The organism is bacterium (genome assembly GCA_021158245.1).
Taxonomy (GTDB): domain Bacteria; phylum Zhuqueibacterota; class QNDG01; order QNDG01; family QNDG01; genus QNDG01.
Window position 1 is genome coordinate 1 of record JAGGVB010000010.1, and the last position, 19,260, is coordinate 19,260.

13 protein-coding genes are annotated in these 19,260 nt (G+C 37.2%); 8 read left to right on the forward strand and 5 right to left on the reverse strand.

The window, feature by feature from the left end; translation table 11 throughout:
- The coding region (locus J7K93_00495) for a hypothetical protein (protein ID MCD6115468.1) at positions 1–1,011 on the forward strand (1,011 nt) is incomplete at its 5' end.
- Positions 1,012–1,065: 54 nt separating this feature from the next.
- On the opposite strand, the gene J7K93_00500 is transcribed toward J7K93_00495, so the two are convergent.
- The 5 genes from J7K93_00500 to J7K93_00520 form a co-directional block, all read right to left on the reverse strand.
- On the reverse strand, positions 1,066–2,412 hold the full coding sequence (locus J7K93_00500; protein MCD6115469.1) for a sigma-54-dependent Fis family transcriptional regulator: 1,347 nt from the start codon (positions 2,410–2,412) through the stop codon (positions 1,066–1,068).
- A 16-nt stretch (positions 2,413–2,428) separates the two neighbouring features.
- The gene (locus J7K93_00505) at positions 2,429–4,783 is read right to left on the reverse strand and encodes a PDZ domain-containing protein (GenBank protein MCD6115470.1); all 2,355 of its coding nucleotides are present in this window, start codon (positions 4,781–4,783) and stop codon (positions 2,429–2,431) included.
- A 243-nt stretch (positions 4,784–5,026) separates the two neighbouring features.
- Positions 5,027–6,052 (reverse strand): peptidylprolyl isomerase, encoded by a 1,026-nt coding sequence (locus J7K93_00510; protein ID MCD6115471.1) that lies wholly within the window; start codon positions 6,050–6,052, stop codon positions 5,027–5,029.
- Positions 6,053–6,138: 86 nt separating this feature from the next.
- Positions 6,139–7,587, reverse strand: a complete 1,449-nt coding sequence (locus J7K93_00515) for a B12-binding domain-containing radical SAM protein (GenBank protein MCD6115472.1) — start codon at positions 7,585–7,587, stop codon at positions 6,139–6,141.
- Between the two features lie 23 nt (positions 7,588–7,610).
- Positions 7,611–8,339: a MerR family transcriptional regulator gene (locus J7K93_00520; GenBank protein MCD6115473.1), complete on the reverse strand. Its 729-nt coding sequence runs from the start codon at positions 8,337–8,339 to the stop codon at positions 7,611–7,613.
- Positions 8,340–9,142: 803 nt separating this feature from the next.
- On the opposite strand from J7K93_00520, the gene J7K93_00525 reads away from it, so the two are divergent.
- The 7 genes from J7K93_00525 to J7K93_00555 all read left to right on the forward strand — a co-directional run.
- A complete protein-coding gene (locus tag J7K93_00525) occupies positions 9,143–10,192 on the forward strand; it encodes a sensor histidine kinase (protein MCD6115474.1) in 1,050 nt (349 codons plus the stop codon).
- Between the two features lie 288 nt (positions 10,193–10,480).
- Positions 10,481–11,605, forward strand: coding sequence for a GntR family transcriptional regulator (locus J7K93_00530; protein MCD6115475.1), 1,125 nt, complete (start codon positions 10,481–10,483; stop codon positions 11,603–11,605).
- Between the two features lie 99 nt (positions 11,606–11,704).
- Positions 11,705–13,342, forward strand: a complete 1,638-nt coding sequence (locus J7K93_00535) for a sodium/solute symporter (protein MCD6115476.1) — start codon at positions 11,705–11,707, stop codon at positions 13,340–13,342.
- A 174-nt stretch (positions 13,343–13,516) separates the two neighbouring features.
- Positions 13,517–14,323, forward strand: a complete 807-nt coding sequence (locus J7K93_00540; protein ID MCD6115477.1) for a glycosidase — start codon at positions 13,517–13,519, stop codon at positions 14,321–14,323.
- Between the two features lie 28 nt (positions 14,324–14,351).
- Entirely contained in the window at positions 14,352–17,429 is a 3,078-nt protein-coding gene (locus tag J7K93_00545) for a hypothetical protein (protein ID MCD6115478.1), read from the forward strand.
- A gap of 98 nt (positions 17,430–17,527) precedes the next feature.
- Positions 17,528–18,496, forward strand: a complete 969-nt coding sequence (locus tag J7K93_00550) for a glycosidase (GenBank protein MCD6115479.1) — start codon at positions 17,528–17,530, stop codon at positions 18,494–18,496.
- A 162-nt stretch (positions 18,497–18,658) separates the two neighbouring features.
- On the forward strand, positions 18,659–19,260 hold a 602-nt coding region (locus J7K93_00555; protein MCD6115480.1), incomplete at its 3' end, for a VCBS repeat-containing protein.

The window sequence follows — 19,260 nt, forward strand, 5'->3', positions numbered from 1 at the left end:
TACAGCTGCGGGAAAAACCACTTAAGAGAGTTAAGTGAAATATTGGGAGCAAATCAGATTCGCGTGGAGTACAGATTTTACGGAGAATCCGGGCCTGATTCAATTCCATGGAAGTATCTGAATTATTTTCAGTCAAGTAATGATTACCATTATATACGTACTATCTTTTCAAAATACTTTAGAGGCAGGTGGATTAGTACAGGATGGAGTAAAGGCGGCCAGACAGCATTAATCTACAGAAGATTTTTCCCTGAAGATGTAGCTGCAACAGTAGCATACGATGCACCTTTGAATCTGTCATTTACAGAAGGAAGAATTGACAAATTTTTTGAAAAAGTCGGTACTCCGGAATACAGAAAGAAAATTATCAATTTTCAGAGGTTAGTTTTACGGAACAGAGATGGTATTCTACCACTGTTTAAAAAATATTGTAAAAACAAGGGGTATACATTTGGGAAAATTACGCCGGTAAAGGCTCTGGATTATGCTGCTCTTGAATATCCATTTTCTTTCTGGCAGTATCATCACATCCCTTGTTCTGAAATCCCCGATTCCACAAATTCGCCTGAACAAATATTTGAGCATCTTAAAAAAGTGGTGTATCTGGGATCATACACAGACAGAGCGTTTGATTCAATATCAATGTATCAGTTTTCAACCGAACTGGGGTATTATGGTTATGTAACAAAAAATGTTGCCGATCTTTTGTCTCAGAATGGAAAGAATTTTTCAAATACAGCGTTTGCTCCCTCGTTCGTAAAACATGAGTTTGACCCGCTTTTTATGAGAGATATTGTAAACTGGCTTTTAAATTATGGAAATAAAATAATTTACATTTACGGTGAGAATGATCCCTGGTCTGCACCTTCCATAGAAATTTCCGACAGTATTGATGCAGTGAAGGTTTATGTGACAAATGGGAACCATTTTAGTTTCATCAGGACTTTCCCAAATAGGGAAAGATCTGATATTATAGAAAAAATCAGAAAATGGATAGATTCGGTTAATTAGATGGAATAATCATTTCAATAAATGTACATGATATGGAATGGTAACTTTCCCGATTCAGATAGAAATACCAAGTTCTTTTATAATTCTGTTAAGATATGTTCTTTGAACATTCAATAGTTCAGCTGCTTTTGTCTGGTTGTTATCAGTTTTTTTAAGGGCTTTTTTAATATGTGCACGTTTGAATTCGGCTGTTGCTTCTATAAGTCCCGTTGCTGATATTGTATGTTCTGTATCATCATGTATTATGGGGCTCAGAAGATCCGGAGTTATTTTGGAACTGTTTGTAAGGACTATTGCTCTTTCAATGATATTTTCAAGCTCTCTTATGTTGCCGGGCCATGAATAGTGCTGTAAAAGTTCCATTGCTTCAGGAGTAATTTCCGTTACGTGCTTCTGCATTTTTGTACACTGCTTATTTAGAAAGAAATCGGCAAATATGGGGATATCATCAATTCTTTCTCTGAGAGGCGGCAGTGTAACAGTAAATACCTTCAGCCTGAATAAAAGATCCTTTCTGAATGTACCGGCTTTAACCTCATTTTCAAGATTTTTATTTGTTGCGGCAATTATCCTTACATTACTAAATAGGTCTTCAAGGCCGCCTACGCGCTGAAATTTATGATACTCAATAACCTGCAGAAGTTTTGCCTGGATGTTTGGAGCGAGCTCACCTATCTCATCAAGGAAAATAGTACCTTTGTCTGCGATTTCAAATCTTCCTTTCTTCTGTTTTGAAGCTCCGGTAAAGGCCCCTTTCTCATGGCCGAACAGATCTGATTCTATTAATGTTTCAGACAGAGTAGTGCAGTTAACCTGAATAAAAGGTTTATCTTTTCGGGGGCTCATCTTGTGGATAGCCCAGGCAAGAAGCTGTTTGCCTGTACCGCTCTCTCCCTGAATTAAAACAGTTATATCCTCTCTGGCAATTTTATTTACTGTTTTCATAATCTCATCCATTGCCGGATCAGAGCCGACAACCATCTGGTAGTTTTTATCAAGCTCATTTACAAGAAATTGATTTATATCACTGAGTTCTTTATGTTTTAATGTACGCTTTATTACCATAAGGATTTTATCAGGTTCGTCAGATTTGATTAAGTAATCATGTGCGCCGAGTTTCATTGCTTCTACTGCAGATTCAACAGTACCGTATGCTGTCAGAACAATTACCATAATGTCCTGCCTGTGCTCTCTGAAATAATTCAGTACTTCAAGCCCGGACATTTTAGGCATTAAAAGATCAAGAATAACAAGAGATGGGTTTTCTTTTTCTGTAACCTCGATAGCTTTTTTGCCATCTCCTGCTTCAACTATTCTATAACCTTCAGCTGTAAGCAGATCGCTGAGAAGCATCCTTATTTGAGCATCATCATCAACAATGAGTATTTTAGCTTTTTCCATTTTATCCCCGCTGCTTTTAAAATCTGTCTGTAGTTTCCGGAAGGGTAAACATAAAAGTGGAGCCTTTGCTGTTGCTTTCGACATTTATAGTACCGCTGTGAAGCTCTACAAGTTTTTTTGTTATATACAACCCAAGCCCAAGCCCTTTTTGTCTTATCTTGTCTTTATCATGAATTTGTAAAAATTTGTCAAAAATAGAATCAAGCCTGTCAGACGGGATACCATGGCCGTGGTCAATGATAGAGATAGAAACTCTGTTTTTATTCATCTTTTTTGCAGTAATCTCAATAGCAGTTGATTCTTCCGAGAACTTTATTCCGTTCTCAATAAGATTCGTTAATATCCTTTGGATCGAAATTTTATCAGCTTTGACCCAAATAGATTTATCAATGTTTATAGAAATTGAAATGTTGTGTTCTGCGAGCATAGGTGATAATACAATAACAGCACTCTCCACTGAAGAAAGCAGATTTATCGGCCTTGGCGATATTACAATTTTTCCTGCTTCAATTTTAGTTATATCAAGAAGATCTTCTATCATGTTCTTGAGAATCAATGTCCTTTCTCTCATGTTTTTCAGATATTCAAGTATCTTTTCGCTTGGTTTTTCAGGTATACCTTTTAAAAGATTTGTTACTGACATATAAACAAGAGCAACAGGTGTTCTGAGTTCATGTGAAACACTGGCAATGAATTCAGACTTCATATTGCTGATTTCCTGAAGCCTTTTATTCTCGGTATGCTCAATTATCATTGCCTGTCTCAGCCTTAACCTGTCTAAAGCAATCAACCCGTCTCTGATGAACGGCAGCATCAGGTTAACATCTTTTTCCGAATATGAAAGACGGGACATTTTTTTGCCGAGCAGAAGAATGCCTGCAAAGGAATTATCAAGTATGACCGGCAGTGTAAGATAGACTCCGGTTTTTTCAGGAGACGCGCGGCCTGTAGTATCAATTTCAATAAATTTAATTTCACTGGGCGTAAACCCTATTTGGCGGGAGACTGCAAGCCTGCTTGTGTTTGGTTTTGGAAGCATCAGCAATATTTTATCAATCTGGAATATTGATTGGATTTTTTTAAGAGTCATGTCAATGAGGGCATCAGGATTGCAGGCCTGAGCCAGCATTTCACTGAAGTCTTCACGCATTATCTGATAATTATGTTTTGTCCTGTAAAAAATTTTATCAACAAATATTTTCAGTTTGTCCCTTAATGGTATAAGAATTATTGCTATTGACAGTGTGATGAGAATATTAACTAAATTATTTGCCGAAGGGCGGATAGATTGGGTTATTAGGCCTGCAATAAATGTTATCAGAAGATAGAAGAATACAATCGACCCTGTTAAAAGTGTGTACACAATACTTTTACTGATAATAACTTCTATGTCCATGACTTTGTATTTTACAATGGAAATAGCGAATCCTATGGGGATTAAAAGCATAAACGGATAGTTGAGAAATTCAGAAAAAACAGGATTTATACCAACAGCAAGGAATATTGTCCATAAAAATATAAAAGGGAAAAGCCCTATTATAAGAGCCCAGAGCAGCCATTGCATACGTTTTTTGTCGTTAGCTGTTGCAGCTTCTCTGTAAGATTTTATCATAAAAAATACAGCGAGCATAAGGTATACAATAAAGTACATCCTGAAAATATCATATACTCTCAGATAATATATGAAATCATTTAATGTGTCGGTTTTAATAAATATAAAATATCTTATTTCAAGAAGAATTAAAATAAGGAAGCCCGGAGAGAATAGTTTCAGTACAGGATATTTCGAATTTTTAAAGAAACCTGCTTTGTGGGGATATGTTACGGAGAAATAAAGAATGAGCCCGGGAACCAGAGAATATATTAACAGGTAAAATCCGCTTAGAAAATATTCGATGATTTGGTGATGATAGGGATAATTACGCCAGAATATAAGAAGTGTCGTACCTACAACAATACATGCCCAGCTGAAGATTTTTGCAGGAGTCAGCAGGGGCTGTGATATGTAGACAAATATGCCTATTAAGTAAAACATTACGGCAATGGAGATATTTAAGGCTACGAAGTGATTTTTATACTTTGATGTAAGATAAAGATTGGTAACCTTTATTTTACCATTCTTCAGAAAAGTAATAGGAATTTGTGATCCGGCTTTGTGTGTATCTGCGATTTTTTTTAAGGTAAGGGGGCTTCTCAGTATTTCATTGTTTACTGCAAGGATAGTATCGCCCGGAGTAAGTTTTGCCTGAGCATTCGGAGAATCAGTATTTATTTTTGTAATTATAAAGTAATTATTTATTGGCCGGACATTAATTGGAGATATGGAAAGATAGTGCTGCCTATATGCTCCGTAAATGCCGGTAATAAACATTAAGGTTACAAAGAAAATGAATCGCAATTTTTTTAAATATATTTTTGCTGCCATTTTTCGCATTATCAAAAGTTAAGTAATGAAGTTCAACTTGTTAAAAATATATTTGTTTCGGCATGTAATACCCTGATTAATATAATAAAATAATCATAGTTAACAAGAATGTCAAGAAAATAATACATAGTTGCAAAAGAAAAGGCCGGTGCAGAATAGTACCGGCCTGGAATTTAATGTTTAATTGTTTTATGCAAGTTTGTCAAAATGTTCCGTATAGTTGTGTTTTTCTTTTAAAGAGTTCAGGTAGTTGAAAAAGATATCACGTTTTTTCCTGTTAAGAAGTTCTTTCTTAAGCTGGTCTTTTACCTGTTCATAAGATTTGGTTTCTTTTTTTCTGTCCACAACCTTAATAATATGGTAACCGAACTGCGTTTCTACGAGATTACTGATACTTCCAACCGGCAAAGTAAATGCAGCATCTTCAAAAGGTTTTACCATCTCACCCCTTTTAAAGTTTTCGTAAAGGCCGTCGTTGTTTTTTGAACCAGGATCTTCTGAATATTTTTTAACGAGTGATTTGAAATTACGTCCTGATTTTGCAAGAGCAAGGACTTTTAATGCCTGCTTTTTGATTCCGGCTTTTTCTGCATCTGATTTGCCTCTTGTTACAAATAAAATATGCCTTACAGATGCTGTCCTGTCCTGTTGGTAATAATCTTTAACTTCCTGATCTGTTACAGCGTCTGCTGTAAATACATTTTTATTGAGAAATACGTCAATTACCATCTGATCATGAACATCTCTCTTTAATTTGCCCATAGTCATGTTATGAGCTTTAAGCTGTTTATTAAATTCCTCTGTGTTGGAGTAACTTGGGAAAATATTTTTAAGGTTCTGTTCAACGCTGTCCTGAGTTACTTTTATACCTTTTTTGTCGGCTTCAAAAAGAATAAGCCTTTTTTCGGCTTCTGATTTGGAAAAAGTTTTAAGCAGTTGAATAGCCTGGGAAGAATCTATCTGGAAAGCTCTTGTAACCTGGCCGCCGAGTGCCTGATATATCAAAGGCAGTACGTCCTGAGTCTTTACTGTAAATTCATCAGTAGTGATAAGTGCGGTATTCTCAGATGGTGAGAAAAAAGTATAGCCCAGAGAATCTGACAGAGTCTGAAATAATTCATACTCAGGAGACCCCTTTTTTAAAGCTTCGGTTTTATTGGAGCTGCATGATGCAAGCAGAATGCCTGCGATCATAATGGTGATAATTTTCTTCATGAAATTTCCTTCCGTATCTTTGTATAAAACAATTTTTTTAAGATAACAAATTAAGTGTTAAATAACCAGAATTATTTTATATAATATTAAGCAGCTCTGTTTTTATCATCAAACACAATTTTTTGCCTGTAACTAATGGAAATATCAATATTTTTACGGGGATTTAAAAGATCCATAATTTTAAGAAAAGTCTTATTCCGTTTTTTCCATATTCTGTTGAGATTCCTTGCATAATATGCAATACCTATATCAAGCCACCTGAATGCAAAAATATGTTTGACAATCTGTGAAATTGAGTAGAATTTTTGATGGCTGTAAATTTGTGCTGTCTGCAGTTCGGACATTGTAAAGTTTACCGGTTCAAAAACAACATGATGTGCATCGTAAAGGGACCATTCATTGAATTTTATTCTATTCTGAATATGCAGCTCATTAAAAGTCCTGGATCCAGGCAGGGGAGTAAGGATTAAAAACTGTGCTGACGAAATTCCTGACTTTTTTGCGAATTTAAGAGTTTCTTTTACTGATGCCGGTGTATCAGAATCAAAACCGTAAACAAACATTCCGTGAATATGTATTTTGTATCTTTTCAGAATTTTAATTGCTGCTTTTATATCGTCCACAGATTGTGATTTTTCCATTTCTTTCAGGCTTTCCGGATTGACAGATTCAAGCCCAATGTAGAGAGTATGGCATCCGGCCTTTTTCATCAGCTGAACAAGTTCATTGTCTTTTGCAATATCCACTCTTACCTGAGTAGACCACTTGAATTTGAAATCCTCTTTTATCATTGCACGGAGAAGATCCTTGGCTCTCTGCCTGTTTGCGGTAAAATTATCATCATAAAAGAATATCACATTATTTTTATGGTTGTAATACCGGAGCTCTTCAATTATGTTTTCAGTAGAGCGGAATCTGTATTTTTTCCCGAACATGCCTGTTACAGAGCAGAAAGAACAGTTAAACGGGCATCCTCTTGATGTCTGGATGGGTATTGTATATCTTCCACCGATTTTGACAAGATGTTTTTTTACCATATTATGATCAGGAACAGGAACAGAATCCAGATTTTTTATAAAATCAGAAGAAGCGTTGTTAGTAATTTCTTCTCCATTTTTATATGATAATCCCGGGACATCGGAATAATCTCTGTCTGTTTCCCAATGGTCGATAAATTGCATTAACGGGATTTCTCCCTCTCCTCTCACAACAAAATCAGAATGACAGAGAGCCTCGTCAGATAGAAAAGTTACATGAGGCCCGCCCATAATAACAGTGATCCCCATTTCCCTGATTTTGTCGGCAATTGCATAAGCTCTTGTTGCAGTTGATGTTATAGTTGATATCCCGACAATGTCAACGTCTTTAAGTTTTTGAAAGTCAATTTCCCCTGTCTCTTCAATAAAGAGAGATACATCCCAGCCTCTGTTTTTCATCATTGTTCCAAGAATAAAAATTCCCAATCTCGGAAGTGCGAACATTGAAAATATGTGAAGATTCGGTGCTTTGGGTTCAATAAAAACTATTTTTTTCATTTTATGCTCCTCTTGTTATGATATCATTTTTTTATCGGCTTGTTACTTTTATCCTGTTCAATTTTTTTGTCATTTTTATTAATGAGCTGGTTGATTTCTTTCTTTTTCTTTTTTAATAGATCCTCCCATCGCTGGATACCGGATTTAAGCTGATTTATCTGCCCTGTTAAAGTTTTAATTTTATTCAGCATATTCCGGAGTTTTTTATCAACTTCCGGATAGGGCATGTTTTCTATCTCCTGTTTAATTGTCAGGAATTCTCTGAAATGGTCTGATACTATTTTAATTTCATCGAGAGTATAGCCGAAGAGCTGCAGGTCAACAATTAATTTGCATAGATAGATGTAAGATTCAGGATATAGCCTGAACCCTCCCTGGCTGCGCATTTGGGGCTCAATAATGCCTTTCTCTTCCCAATGCTTTATTGTGCGGGTGCTTATGCCAACAGCTTCGGAAAGATGTCCTACTGTCAGATATTTATCTGCCTCTTTTGGCTGATTTTTATCTTCCGTATGGGAAGGGAGGCCTACTTTCTTAATTATTTTTTGAATATCATCCAGATTATAGCCCAGAGCTGTAAGCTGTTTTATGTGCTCTGCACGTTTTATCGAATCATCTGAGTAGCAGGCTGTTTTGTCTTCTGTGTATCCGGAGGGAATTAGAATTTTTAGAGATTCCCATTCTTTAAGCTGGGATTCTGAAACGCCGGCAACGGGAATGAATTCTTTCAGCAAATAAATATTTTTCTTCATATCGTACCTCAACGTATAGGTGTATTCAATTAAATATAACAGTGTACGTACGAGAATATATTTAATTGTGTGGTGATTGTCAATACTTTTTTTTATATTTACATAATTTTTACATTTATTTTACTTCCACCCAAGTTGTACTTGGTGGGAGATAGCTTTCAAAGCTGCGCTTTGAGTATATGACACCTTAATGCGAGCGGAAAACTTTCTGCGTTTAGTATAGATTACAAAATATTCAATATTACGGTACGGCATTTTTTCCGAAATCCCGATTTTGACTATTATATTTTATATAGATAATCGGGACTGACGAAACTCAAAAAACGCCGGTATAGTTATTTTTTAATGAATAAAAAAATTGTCATTTCGAAGGAGCGCAGCAACTGAGAAATCTTTAGCTTAAAGTTATAAAGTGCTCCATTCATGCGCTGTCCCTGCAAAATCCGTATTCCAGGTTTTAGATTAGCAGATGCCGGCAAAAAAACCGATTAATCATTGAATAAAATGGATACCCGCTTTCGCGGGAATGACAAATTTTGCCCAAAGTACAACTTAGGTCGAAGGAAGAAAACCCCGAGAGGTAAAAGTATTGTAATAGGATTAAATCAAAAAACAATAAAATTTCTTGGAAAAGTTAAAAAAATTACGTAAATAGAGACATTCCCGATAATAATTTTTATTTATTCCACTTATGGAGGTAAACCATGTGAGTTGTAATACTTGTTATGGCATAATGTGTTTTGAAATCCCGTTGTTAATGCCAGGAAGGATTCCTGTAATTTATGAGCCCATGGAGGGGAAAAATGAATTTGCAGCCGGTGAAGGTTTTATTTCTCAGTTCTTCAAGTTTTGTAACAGATAAAGTAAGGGAGAGATTTATTGATGAAAAATTTGTTGTTGAACTGAATGTTTCAGATATTGCTCCCTGCAATACGGAAAATGTTATTTCCCTAAAACCTGATTTAATAATTCTTGATTTTTCCAAATGCGAACTTACAGAAGCTCTTTTATGTTTTGAAAAATTAATAACGTTACATACCCCAATCATTTCAATTATACCTGTAAAATACTTAAGTAATGCACGGGATTTTATATATCCCGGAACTTCCGATTACTCTCCAGTGTGTGAAGAGTGTATTTATGATATTGTTCACATTGCAAAGAGGCTCCTGTTTTCCAATAAGCTTTATAAACGGACTCTTGGAATTAGTAGTCTTGAAAATGAAATAATCGGATTAAAGAATGAGAAGAAATTCCTTTTAAAAGAGGTTTATCACAGAGTTGGTAATTTACTTCAAATTGTGTGCAGCCTCCTGGAACTGGAATTGAGAAATATTAAGGATGAAGACCTGTCGCTTTATTTTGAATCAAGTATTACAAGAATAAGATCTCTTTCTCTTATCCATTCAATTTACATGCAGTCCATGAAAGAGGGGAAGGTAGATTTTGAGAAATATGCAAGATCTCTTGCGGAGCACCAGTACAGAATTCATAAAATATCTCCATCATCTGTAAAGCTTGACATTATTTCAGAGATTAATTTTTTTAATCAGGATAAGATATTCGGGTTCGGCCTGATTGTTAATGAGCTTTTGTCAAATTCCCTTGTGCATGCTTTCCCTGATTCTCATAGAGGAGAAAAAACAATAAAAATAAGTTTGAAAAAGAAAGAGAACAAAATAGAACTGGAAGTGAGAGATAATGGAAAAGGATTTCCTCCGGGATTTAATGTTTTGCAGGCATCCACTCTTGGTTTTAAACTTGTTAATATTCTTGTAGAAATGCAGATGAAGGGCAAGCTGATCTGCAAGAATGACAGAGGAGGGCTGGTAAGAGTGGTTTTCCCCTGTTAAGTGTATTCCATGCGGAATTAAAGGGGCCGAAAGAAGCATTTGTAATAATAGGATATCGGTAGTATCTTGAATGTAGCTAATGTCATTTATAATCTAAGACATCACTGATTATATTTTCTATAAATTTTTAGAGAGTATCAGAATATTTTTTTCAGGTGTTGTTAAAATTTTAAAAAAAATACTTGACATAAACAACTTTTATTTTTAAATTTAGAATATAAATTATATATGTTCACATAATAACATGTACTATATAAAACACAACTAATTGCTAAATTGGATTTAGGTATGGATATAATTGACAGCTCCAGCGTTATTCCGAAATACTACCAGCTTAAAGAACTGCTTAAAGAAAAAATTATATCTGGATACTGGAAACCCGGTGAAAAAGTTTCTGCCGAGAAAGAAATTGTTAAAAATTATGACTGTAGCTTAATCACTGTTAACAAAGCCGTAGGCAAATTAGTTGAGGAGGGGTACGTATTCCGGGAACGCGGCCGTGGAACCTTTGTCAGCCATAAGCAACTTTGGGGTAATTCAGAAAAACCCGTAGTACTTAAATTAATTGGAATGGTGGTCGCTGATGTGACTAAAGAGTTTGGACGGACTATTGTTCGCGGTGTAGAAGATTATCTGCATTTAAGAGGCTATAGTTTGATCATAGGAAATCATGATCAGAATATTGATAAAACTCAGAACTATATTTCCTTACTATTAAAAAAACACATAGATGGCGTTATCTTCTCGCCCGTTCTGGGTGAAAATTACGAAGCGAAGAATGCTCGAATTTTAAAAAAATTAAAACATCGGGACGTTCCCGTTGTATTGATTGATAAATATCTGCGTAATATGGAGTGTAGTTATGTTGTTTCCGATAATATTGAAAGCTCCTTCAAACTGACTGAGAGTATAATTAAATCAGGTCATAAAAAAATAGCGGTTTTAACCGGTTTGGACTGTTCCTCATTTGAAGACAGGCTGATTGGTTATAAAGAAGCGTTGAAAAAATATTCAATCCCGTTTAATCCAGACATGATCCTTGAATATGACGCCCGCAGGATTGACGCCGGCGATATTAGTGAGATTGTAAATTTTTTATCGTTGAACAAATCACTTTCAGCCATTTACGCTTTTAATTCCACATTAGCAAAGGGTATTGTCCAGGCGCTGGAAAAATTAGGCAGAAAAATTTCCGAAGATCTGAAAATTGTGAGTTACGATAACCATATTTTGCCTAACTCTGCAGAAACCACCTTTATAAGGCTTAATCAACCTGAGTATAAAATGGGTGAAAAGGCTGCAGAATTGCTTTTACAAATGATTGAAAAAGGAATCCGTAAACCCGAGAAAATAATTCTTAAATCCGAATTATTGCCGGGTAAAATGGATAACATTAACATAACAACGACTTGACGTCTAGCGGCAGTATAACATTTAACGATTTATTCTGCCGCTTTTTTTACAGAAATTAAACATGTTCACATATTCAATATTTATTGACAGGAATAATTGTTGGAACAGATTGGAAATTTAAACGGCTTGGATTATACAATTTTTGTTGTCTATTTTGCCGCTCTTATCTATATGAGTTGGAGATTAAGTAAAGGGCAGCAAGACGAGACCGATTATTATGTAGGCAGTAGAAAAATGCCCTGGTGGGCTATTGGTATCTCAACCGCGGCAACACAAACATCAGCCATCGGATTTATGTCTGTTCCTGCTTTTGTCGCCATGAAACAGGGCGGCGGTATGAAATTACTGCAAGGGGAATTTGTGGTGCCTATCGCCATGATTTTTATCATGGTATTTTTGATTCCATTTTTCAGAAAACTTGAATTAATCTCGGTCTATGAATACCTTGAAAAACGATTTAATTCTTCCGTAAAATATCTTGTTTCTTCAATATTTCTGTTAAGCCGAGGTTTTGCTACAGCCTTAGGGTTCTATATGGCAGGCATTGTATTATCAACTGTCTTTAAAATCCCTTTGTGGGTTACTATTGTACTTATTGGCGGAATAACGTTGGTATATGACACTTTAGGTGGCATAAAGGCTGTTATTTATAGTGACGTTCTGCAAATGGCTATACTGTTAATGGGCGCATTTTTAATTGCCGGTTATTCGATTTATGAAGTTGGGGGTTGGGGTATTTTTACAAACATTGTAACATTAGATATGCCTGATAGATTACAAATACTCGATCTCAAACACACCGGATTAGGAGACGGCGCTGAGTTTTCTTTTTGGCCGCAGGTAATAGGAGGATTCTTTTTATTATCATCTTATTACGGCTGCGATCAAACTCAAACGCAACGGGAATTAAGCGCGGCAACCCTTAAAGAAACACGAAAATCATTGATATTCAACGGGTTCTTTCGTTTTCCTTTGAGCCTCTTATATCTCTTTATCGGACTTACTATTGGCGCTTATGCTATTGAGCATGCTCATTTTGTCGGGATTATTGATTCAATGGGGAAAGTGGATTACATGGTACCGGTTTTCATTATGAATACGATTCCCCATGGATTTAAAGCGTTAATATTTGTCGCCATATTAGCTGCGGCAATGTCTTCGCTCGATTCAGCTATAAATTCTCTAAGTGCAGCTTCAATGCGAGATTTTATTGATCCTTTAGTATTAAATAAGAAAAAATATAAAATCTCATTTTTGCGAATAAGTAAGATTAGTACGGTAATTTGGGGAATCATTGTTACGCTATTGGCCTTCTATGTGGGAAATATATCTGACACTGTCATCGAATCAATCGGAATTGTAGGTTCGGCATTTTATGGACCCATACTGGCTGCATTCATATTAGGGGTTGCCTTTAAAAGAGCGACGGCAAGGGGCGTTTTTGTCGGAATTATAGCCGGAGTTTTTTTCAATTTAGTGCTGCATTTTTGGTTTCAGGAAATTTTTTGGTTGTGGTGGAATTGCTTTGGTTTTTTAGTCAGTGTGACTATTGCCCTTTTTGTAAGTTTTTTTGATAAACCGACTTCAGAAAATAAAATAAAAAAATACCTTATTTGGAATACGAATTTATTAGAAGGAGAAAGAGCCTGGGTTCCTAAATATTTAATTTTGGTTGGCTATTTCTTTTTTATGATTGCCGTTGCCTGGTTAATCCCACATTTATTTACCGGATTTTAAAAGGAGTATGCTGTGAAATATTTAACTCTTAGTCTATCGCTGTTTATACTGCTCAGTTGTTCTAATTGTTCACAAAAGACAAATAACCAATACAGCTTACCGTTTAATGAAATTAACAGAGTTTCTGAAAACCCAATTCTGTCTCCCTCGAGTCTGACCTGGGAATCAAAAGACCTGTTTAATCCCACCTCCATTGAAGTGGACGGGAAAATTGCTCTTTTATATCGGGCCGAAGACAGCACCGGTATTGGAATCTGGAACGGAACTTCCAGGATTGGTATTGCCTGGAGTGAAGACGGCATACATTTTAAAAGGGAAGAGAAACCGGTTTTCGAACCATCCGAACCTTATGAACTGCCCGGCGGCTGCGAGGATCCCAGGGTGGTGAAAATTGAGGACACATTTTACTTAACATACACCGCTTATGACGGAAAAACCGCCCGTTTATGTCTGGCGTCATCAAAGGATTTATATAACTGGACGAAACATGGTCCTATGTTTCCCAAGCTGGGCTGGACAAAAGCAGGCGTAATTGTTCCCCAAAAAATCGATGGAAAATATTACATGTATTTTGGCGAGTACGGCGCCTGGCTGGCTTCTTCGCCCGATATGATCAATTGGAAGCTGGTGCAGGAAGATCATATATTACCGGAGCGCCCAAATATGTTTGACAGTGATATAACGGAATGCGGTCCAACACCTATTATCACGGATCAAGGCATATTGGTGGTTTACAACGGAGCGGAAAAAAAGGATGAAGGTTGTATCTACCGAACGGGTTATGCCTATTTTTCTAAAAAGGATCCTGCCAAACTATTGTATCGCTGCATAGAGCCATTTTTCTATCCAAAGGAAATAAATGAAATAACCGGTCAGGTAAATAACGTGGTTTTTGTGGAAGGGCTCACCTATTTCAAAGGCAAATGGTTTATGTACTTCGGTATGGCTGATTCTCATATTGGAGTTGCCGTATCTCAATAAACAGAGTTTGATAGTTAAAGGATCGTAAATGCCAATAACAGGCCACATTATCTCCCATACCCATTGGGATCGAGAATGGTTCTTAACCGCCAAATATACTGCCGAATGGCTGGTTCCATTCTTTAATTCGCTCTTTACTATGCTGGATAACTATCCGAACTATTGTTTTGTATTGGACGGTCAGACGATTATGATCGAAGACTACCTGAACCAACTTCATCCAGCAGAAAGAGCGCAATCAGAAAAGAAAATAAAGCAATACATCAGTCAATTAAGGCTGCTGGCGGGACCTTATTATTTACAGCCGGACTGGCGTTTAGTGAGCGGCGAATCGCTGGTGCGAAATATGATCTTTGGGCATAGGATAGCCAATCACTTTGGCGGCGTTATGAAAGTGGGCTGGCTGTTGGATAATTTCGGCCAGATTTCTCAGGCGCCGCAAATACATGAAGGGTTTGGCATTGACGGAGTTTTTTTGTGGCGCGGTATAGAAGTAAATCCCGAGCAAATTAACTCTGAATATCTCTGGGAATCGCCTGATAAAACGCAGGTGCTGTCGGTTTATCTAGTAAATAGTTACCGGAATGCCATGCGTTTAGCTGAATATGCCGACATCGCTTATGAGCGACTTGTCAACGAGATGCAAAAACTGACCCGCTTTGCCACAACAGAAAATGTTTTGTTTATGAACGGCTACGATCAGGAGATGGTGCCTGATAATATAATTCCTTTATTAAAACAGCTAAAGGCAAATTCAAATGGGATGGGGTTTGTGCAAACCACGCCTGCTAAATATTTACAGGCGATTCAGAAAGCGAACCCTGTTCTGCAGTCTTTAAAAGGCGCTCAAAACAGCGGCCGCTTTATTTCCGTATTCCCCGGAACGCTCTCTGCACGAATGTATCTTAAACAAATGAACAGCGTTTGCGAAAACCTGCTCACAAAATGGACAGAACCTATGTCTGCCTGGTTGTGGCAGTTAGGCGAAGAATATCCGCTGGAGTCAATTAATCTTGCCTGGAAAGAACTGCTTCAAAATCATCCCCACGATAATATCTGCGGAGTCAGTATTGATGACGTTCACAGCGACATGGAAGATCGCTTCATCAAAAGCAAGGAAACCTCAGAAAAAATAATCGAACAGGCTTTAGTTACGATAAGCAGAAATATTAATACTGAAAACGAGCGCAATGTAGTGGTATTCAATCCTTCTCCGTGGAAAAGAGAAGGTATCATAAAAGCGGCTTTAAAAGTAGGTGATGATTTTTCCATACATGAAGCTGAAACAGGTAACGCTGTTCCTTATCAAGTTGGTAGTAAAAAAGGGGAATTGGTTGACGTTTACTTTTTTACCGATTCTATTCCGGGAGTAGGATATAAAACATTCTATATAAGCAATAAAAAAACAACTGCGTCCTTGCCTGATGAGGTAACGGTTTCCCCTGAGGATTGCTCAATGGAAAACAAATACCTTAAAGTTAAGATCGAAAGCAACGGAAGTGTAACTGTTACCGATAAAACAACAGGCCGGCAATTCAGTTCAACAGCCTATTTTGAAGATGGGGCGGATAGCGGCGATACATACAATTATTCTTATCCTCACAAAGATTCGATATTTACCAGTTTAAATTCCAAAGCCCGTATCGCTTTGATTGATCAGGGTCCCTTAGTTGCAACGTTCAAAATAGAATTATTGATGGATATTCCTATAGCATTGGTTAAAAATCGAAAACGACGCAGCAAGATAACTCGTAGATTTCCCATAGTTACTTATATTAAGTTAAAAGCTGATTCGTCGCGGTTAGATTTTCACACTAGGTTAAAAAATGTAGTCAAAGATCACCGGCTCAGGGTTGTATTTCCGACATTTTTAGAAACAAGTTGTTCTTTTTCCGATACACCTTTTGATGTTGAAAAGAGTCCAGTTTCCTTCTCCCCTTATCCGCAAGAGCTACCGGACAATATTAAACAAATAATGATCGGTGCGCGGGAATCCGTTCCGGGGAGCAGCCTGCCCTTGCACTCATTTTGTTATCTCAAAGATAAAAAAAAGGGCGCCGCGATTCTTACACGCGGGTTAACCGAATATGAAATCAAGGAAAAGCATAAAATTGCCATTACCTTGTTCCGGTCGGTGGGCTGGCTGGCCAGGAGCGATCTGCTTACCAGAGTAGGCGATGCCGGTCCCATGATTTTTACGCCGGAAGCGCAATGCCTGCGTCAATTTGATTTTAACTATTCCTTCCTGCCATTCCAAGATAAAACAAATGGTTTTTTATTCAGGCAGGCAGAACAATTCAATATAGATTTAAAAGCCGTGTATACAACCAAACATAAAGGTAGTCTAAATAATAAAAGGGGTATGCTCTGTTTAGATGCGGACAATGATCGTTTGGTTATCAGCGCCATAAAGAGAGGTGAAAGAGAGGATGAATTAATTATCCGATTGTTTAATCCATCGATTCAAGATGCTACCGGTGTGTTAACCTTCAACGACGAATTGCTGCAGGCTGAGATAATAAATCTTAATGAAGAATTCCAAAGCAAACTACTAGTTAAAGAAAACACCACCATTATCAAAGTTCCATTCAAAAAAATTGTGACTTTAGGTTTAAAATTTAAACAGAGCAATCCCGTTATAAATACTTCCTCATCAGAAACAAAAATACTTTTAACATTTAGCGTTGAAAATGAAGATGATTCAGATGTAAACCTGCCCGCTATTGTGACTAAAAATGATATGCTTCGAGAAAAGAAAAGAGCTGAACGGCTGAAAAACAAACTATTATTAAATCAGGATAAGCTGAGAGAAGTGGAAAGAAAAATAGCATCGAACGGAAATGAGAAAAAATTGGCAAAACTGAAGGAAGAAAAAATAAATACCTGGGCAAAGGTTACAACGCTTACCCGGGCGGAACTGGAAGCGCGATTATCTTTTACTTTAACTCAGAAAATATATAATAACTTTTATGAATCCGACCAACAAAAAAAGAAAGGAAAAATAAAGGAGTATGACTCAATATTAAGAGATATTGGATATAAGCTAAATACGGCCAGAGTAGATAAGCGGGTTGCTGAATATATTGTTGAGTTTTACAAATCGTAAAAAGTGCTGATATGGTATTATTTTAAATTGTTAGAAATTGTCAAGAAAACCAAGTTATTTTGAATAATAGGATTAGAATTGATTATGGAGAATAAATCATGAAGTTGGAACGCTTCGAAGGAAATCCCATCCTGCAGCCACAGGGCGACGGTTGGGAATCGTTGGCTGCTTATAATTGCGGCGCTGTGCTCAAGGACGGTAATATTCATATACTCTATCGTGCCATAGGCGAATACACAAATTATGTTTCCAGAGTGGGGCATGCAATCTTTGATACAAATCTAAATTTTATTGAAAGACATGACGATCCTTGTTTTGTACCTGATTTGACATTTTGGGAAAAATCCGTGGAAGACGTCCGCATTACACCTCTAGACGGCAAGTTTTACATTACTTATGTGGTGACTGTTACACCATGTCCTCCGGTGGGGGTTCGAAAACGTTTGGGACTTCCCCTGATAGCGCAAGCTCCTACCCGTGTGGCTGTGGCGGAAACAAATGATTTTGTAAATTTCAAGCGTCTTGGATTTATGACACCTTACGGAACAAACCAGCGGGATACGGTTATTTTTCCCGAAAGAATTAACGGCAAAATAGCAGTACTGCACAGACCTTCGGATTGGATTGGTTCTTCTTATGGCACTGATAAACCCGCAATTTGGTTTGCTTATCTTGACCGCTGGGAGGGTGGGTTGTCAGGTCACAAATTGGTGATGAAATCAGAAAATGATTGGCAATCCTATAAAATTGGTGCCGGACCGCCACCGATTAAAACGGAAAAGGGCTGGCTTTTAATTTTTCATGGCGTTCAGCTAAATCGCATATATAGAGCCGGAGCTGTGCTGTTAGATCTGGAAGAACCATGGAAGGTAATTGCCCGAACTGCATCCCCGATTCTGGAGCCCGAGACTGAGTATGAATACATTGGAGATATGCCTAATGTCGTTTTTCCAGAAGGGGCAGTAGTTGTTGGCGATGAGCTGCTTGTTTTCTACGGTGGAGCGGATAAAGTCTGCTGTGTTGCCAAAACTAACTTAAAAAAATTTGTTACTAAATTATTGAAATAAGTTTAATGTTTTTTTTCTATTAATTAACTAACATCGAGGAGGAGATGTATGAAAATTATTCCTATAGTCAGAGCAAAGATGATGAGGGAGGAGGTGATGTTATTAAATTTTTATAGTGCTTCGTAAATTAATAATTTTAAGGAGAAGAAGGAGAGGAGAGAAATGAAAAAAATTTGTTTAATTTTTACCTTGCTGATTTTCAGTATGTTGTCAGTGAATTCTTTTGCACAGGATGATGGTCTTAAGTTAGGTATTTCCTGGAGTGACTTCCAGGCTGCTATTTTAGATTCAATTTCCGGTGCTAAGTACGTTTTGGCGGGTGTTGATGTGGATCAAGACGGCAAGCAGGAATTTATTGTTCCTATTGATTATGGAATTCTGAATGGGATTCCTACACGACAGATCGCTGTGTTTGAAGCGGTCGGTAACAATAATTACGAATTAGCCTGGAAATATACTTATCCTGGTGAGGCTGCCGGAGAGTTGGTTCAGCCTGCTGTCGGTGACCTTGATGGTGATGGTAACCTGGAAATTCTGGGTATTCACGTACAGCCAGATGGAGTTGATCCTGCTCTGCCGAACTTTTATGTTTTCGAGTGCAAGGGCGATAACGACTACGGCACCGAACCCACAGTCGCCTGGGACATGAACGACAACCGACGCAACAACATTCGCTGTGCTGCAGCGTATGATCTGGATAACGATGGGAAAATGGAAGTGATATTAACAGATAACAAAGGTCCTGTGGTTGCCTCGGTGTCTAA

What these genes read in the sequence shown, in the direction of transcription:
- J7K93_00500 (MCD6115469.1), bottom strand. Translation starts at nt 2,412, where the DNA reads ATGGAAAAAGCTAAAATACTCATTGTTGATGATGATGCTCAAATAAGG.
- J7K93_00505 (MCD6115470.1), bottom strand. Translation starts at nt 4,783, where the DNA reads ATGTTTATTACCGGCATTTACGGAGCATATAGGCAGCACTATCTTTCC.
- J7K93_00510 (MCD6115471.1), bottom strand. Translation starts at nt 6,052, where the DNA reads ATGAAGAAAATTATCACCATTATGATCGCAGGCATTCTGCTTGCATCA.
- J7K93_00515 (MCD6115472.1), bottom strand. Translation starts at nt 7,587, where the DNA reads ATGAAAAAAATAGTTTTTATTGAACCCAAAGCACCGAATCTTCACATA.
- J7K93_00520 (MCD6115473.1), bottom strand. Translation starts at nt 8,339, where the DNA reads ATGAAGAAAAATATTTATTTGCTGAAAGAATTCATTCCCGTTGCCGGC.
- J7K93_00525 (MCD6115474.1), top strand. Translation starts at nt 9,143, where the DNA reads ATGAATTTGCAGCCGGTGAAGGTTTTATTTCTCAGTTCTTCAAGTTTT.
- J7K93_00530 (MCD6115475.1), top strand. Translation starts at nt 10,481, where the DNA reads ATGGATATAATTGACAGCTCCAGCGTTATTCCGAAATACTACCAGCTT.
- J7K93_00545 (MCD6115478.1), top strand. Translation starts at nt 14,352, where the DNA reads ATGCCAATAACAGGCCACATTATCTCCCATACCCATTGGGATCGAGAA.
- J7K93_00550 (MCD6115479.1), top strand. Translation starts at nt 17,528, where the DNA reads ATGAAGTTGGAACGCTTCGAAGGAAATCCCATCCTGCAGCCACAGGGC.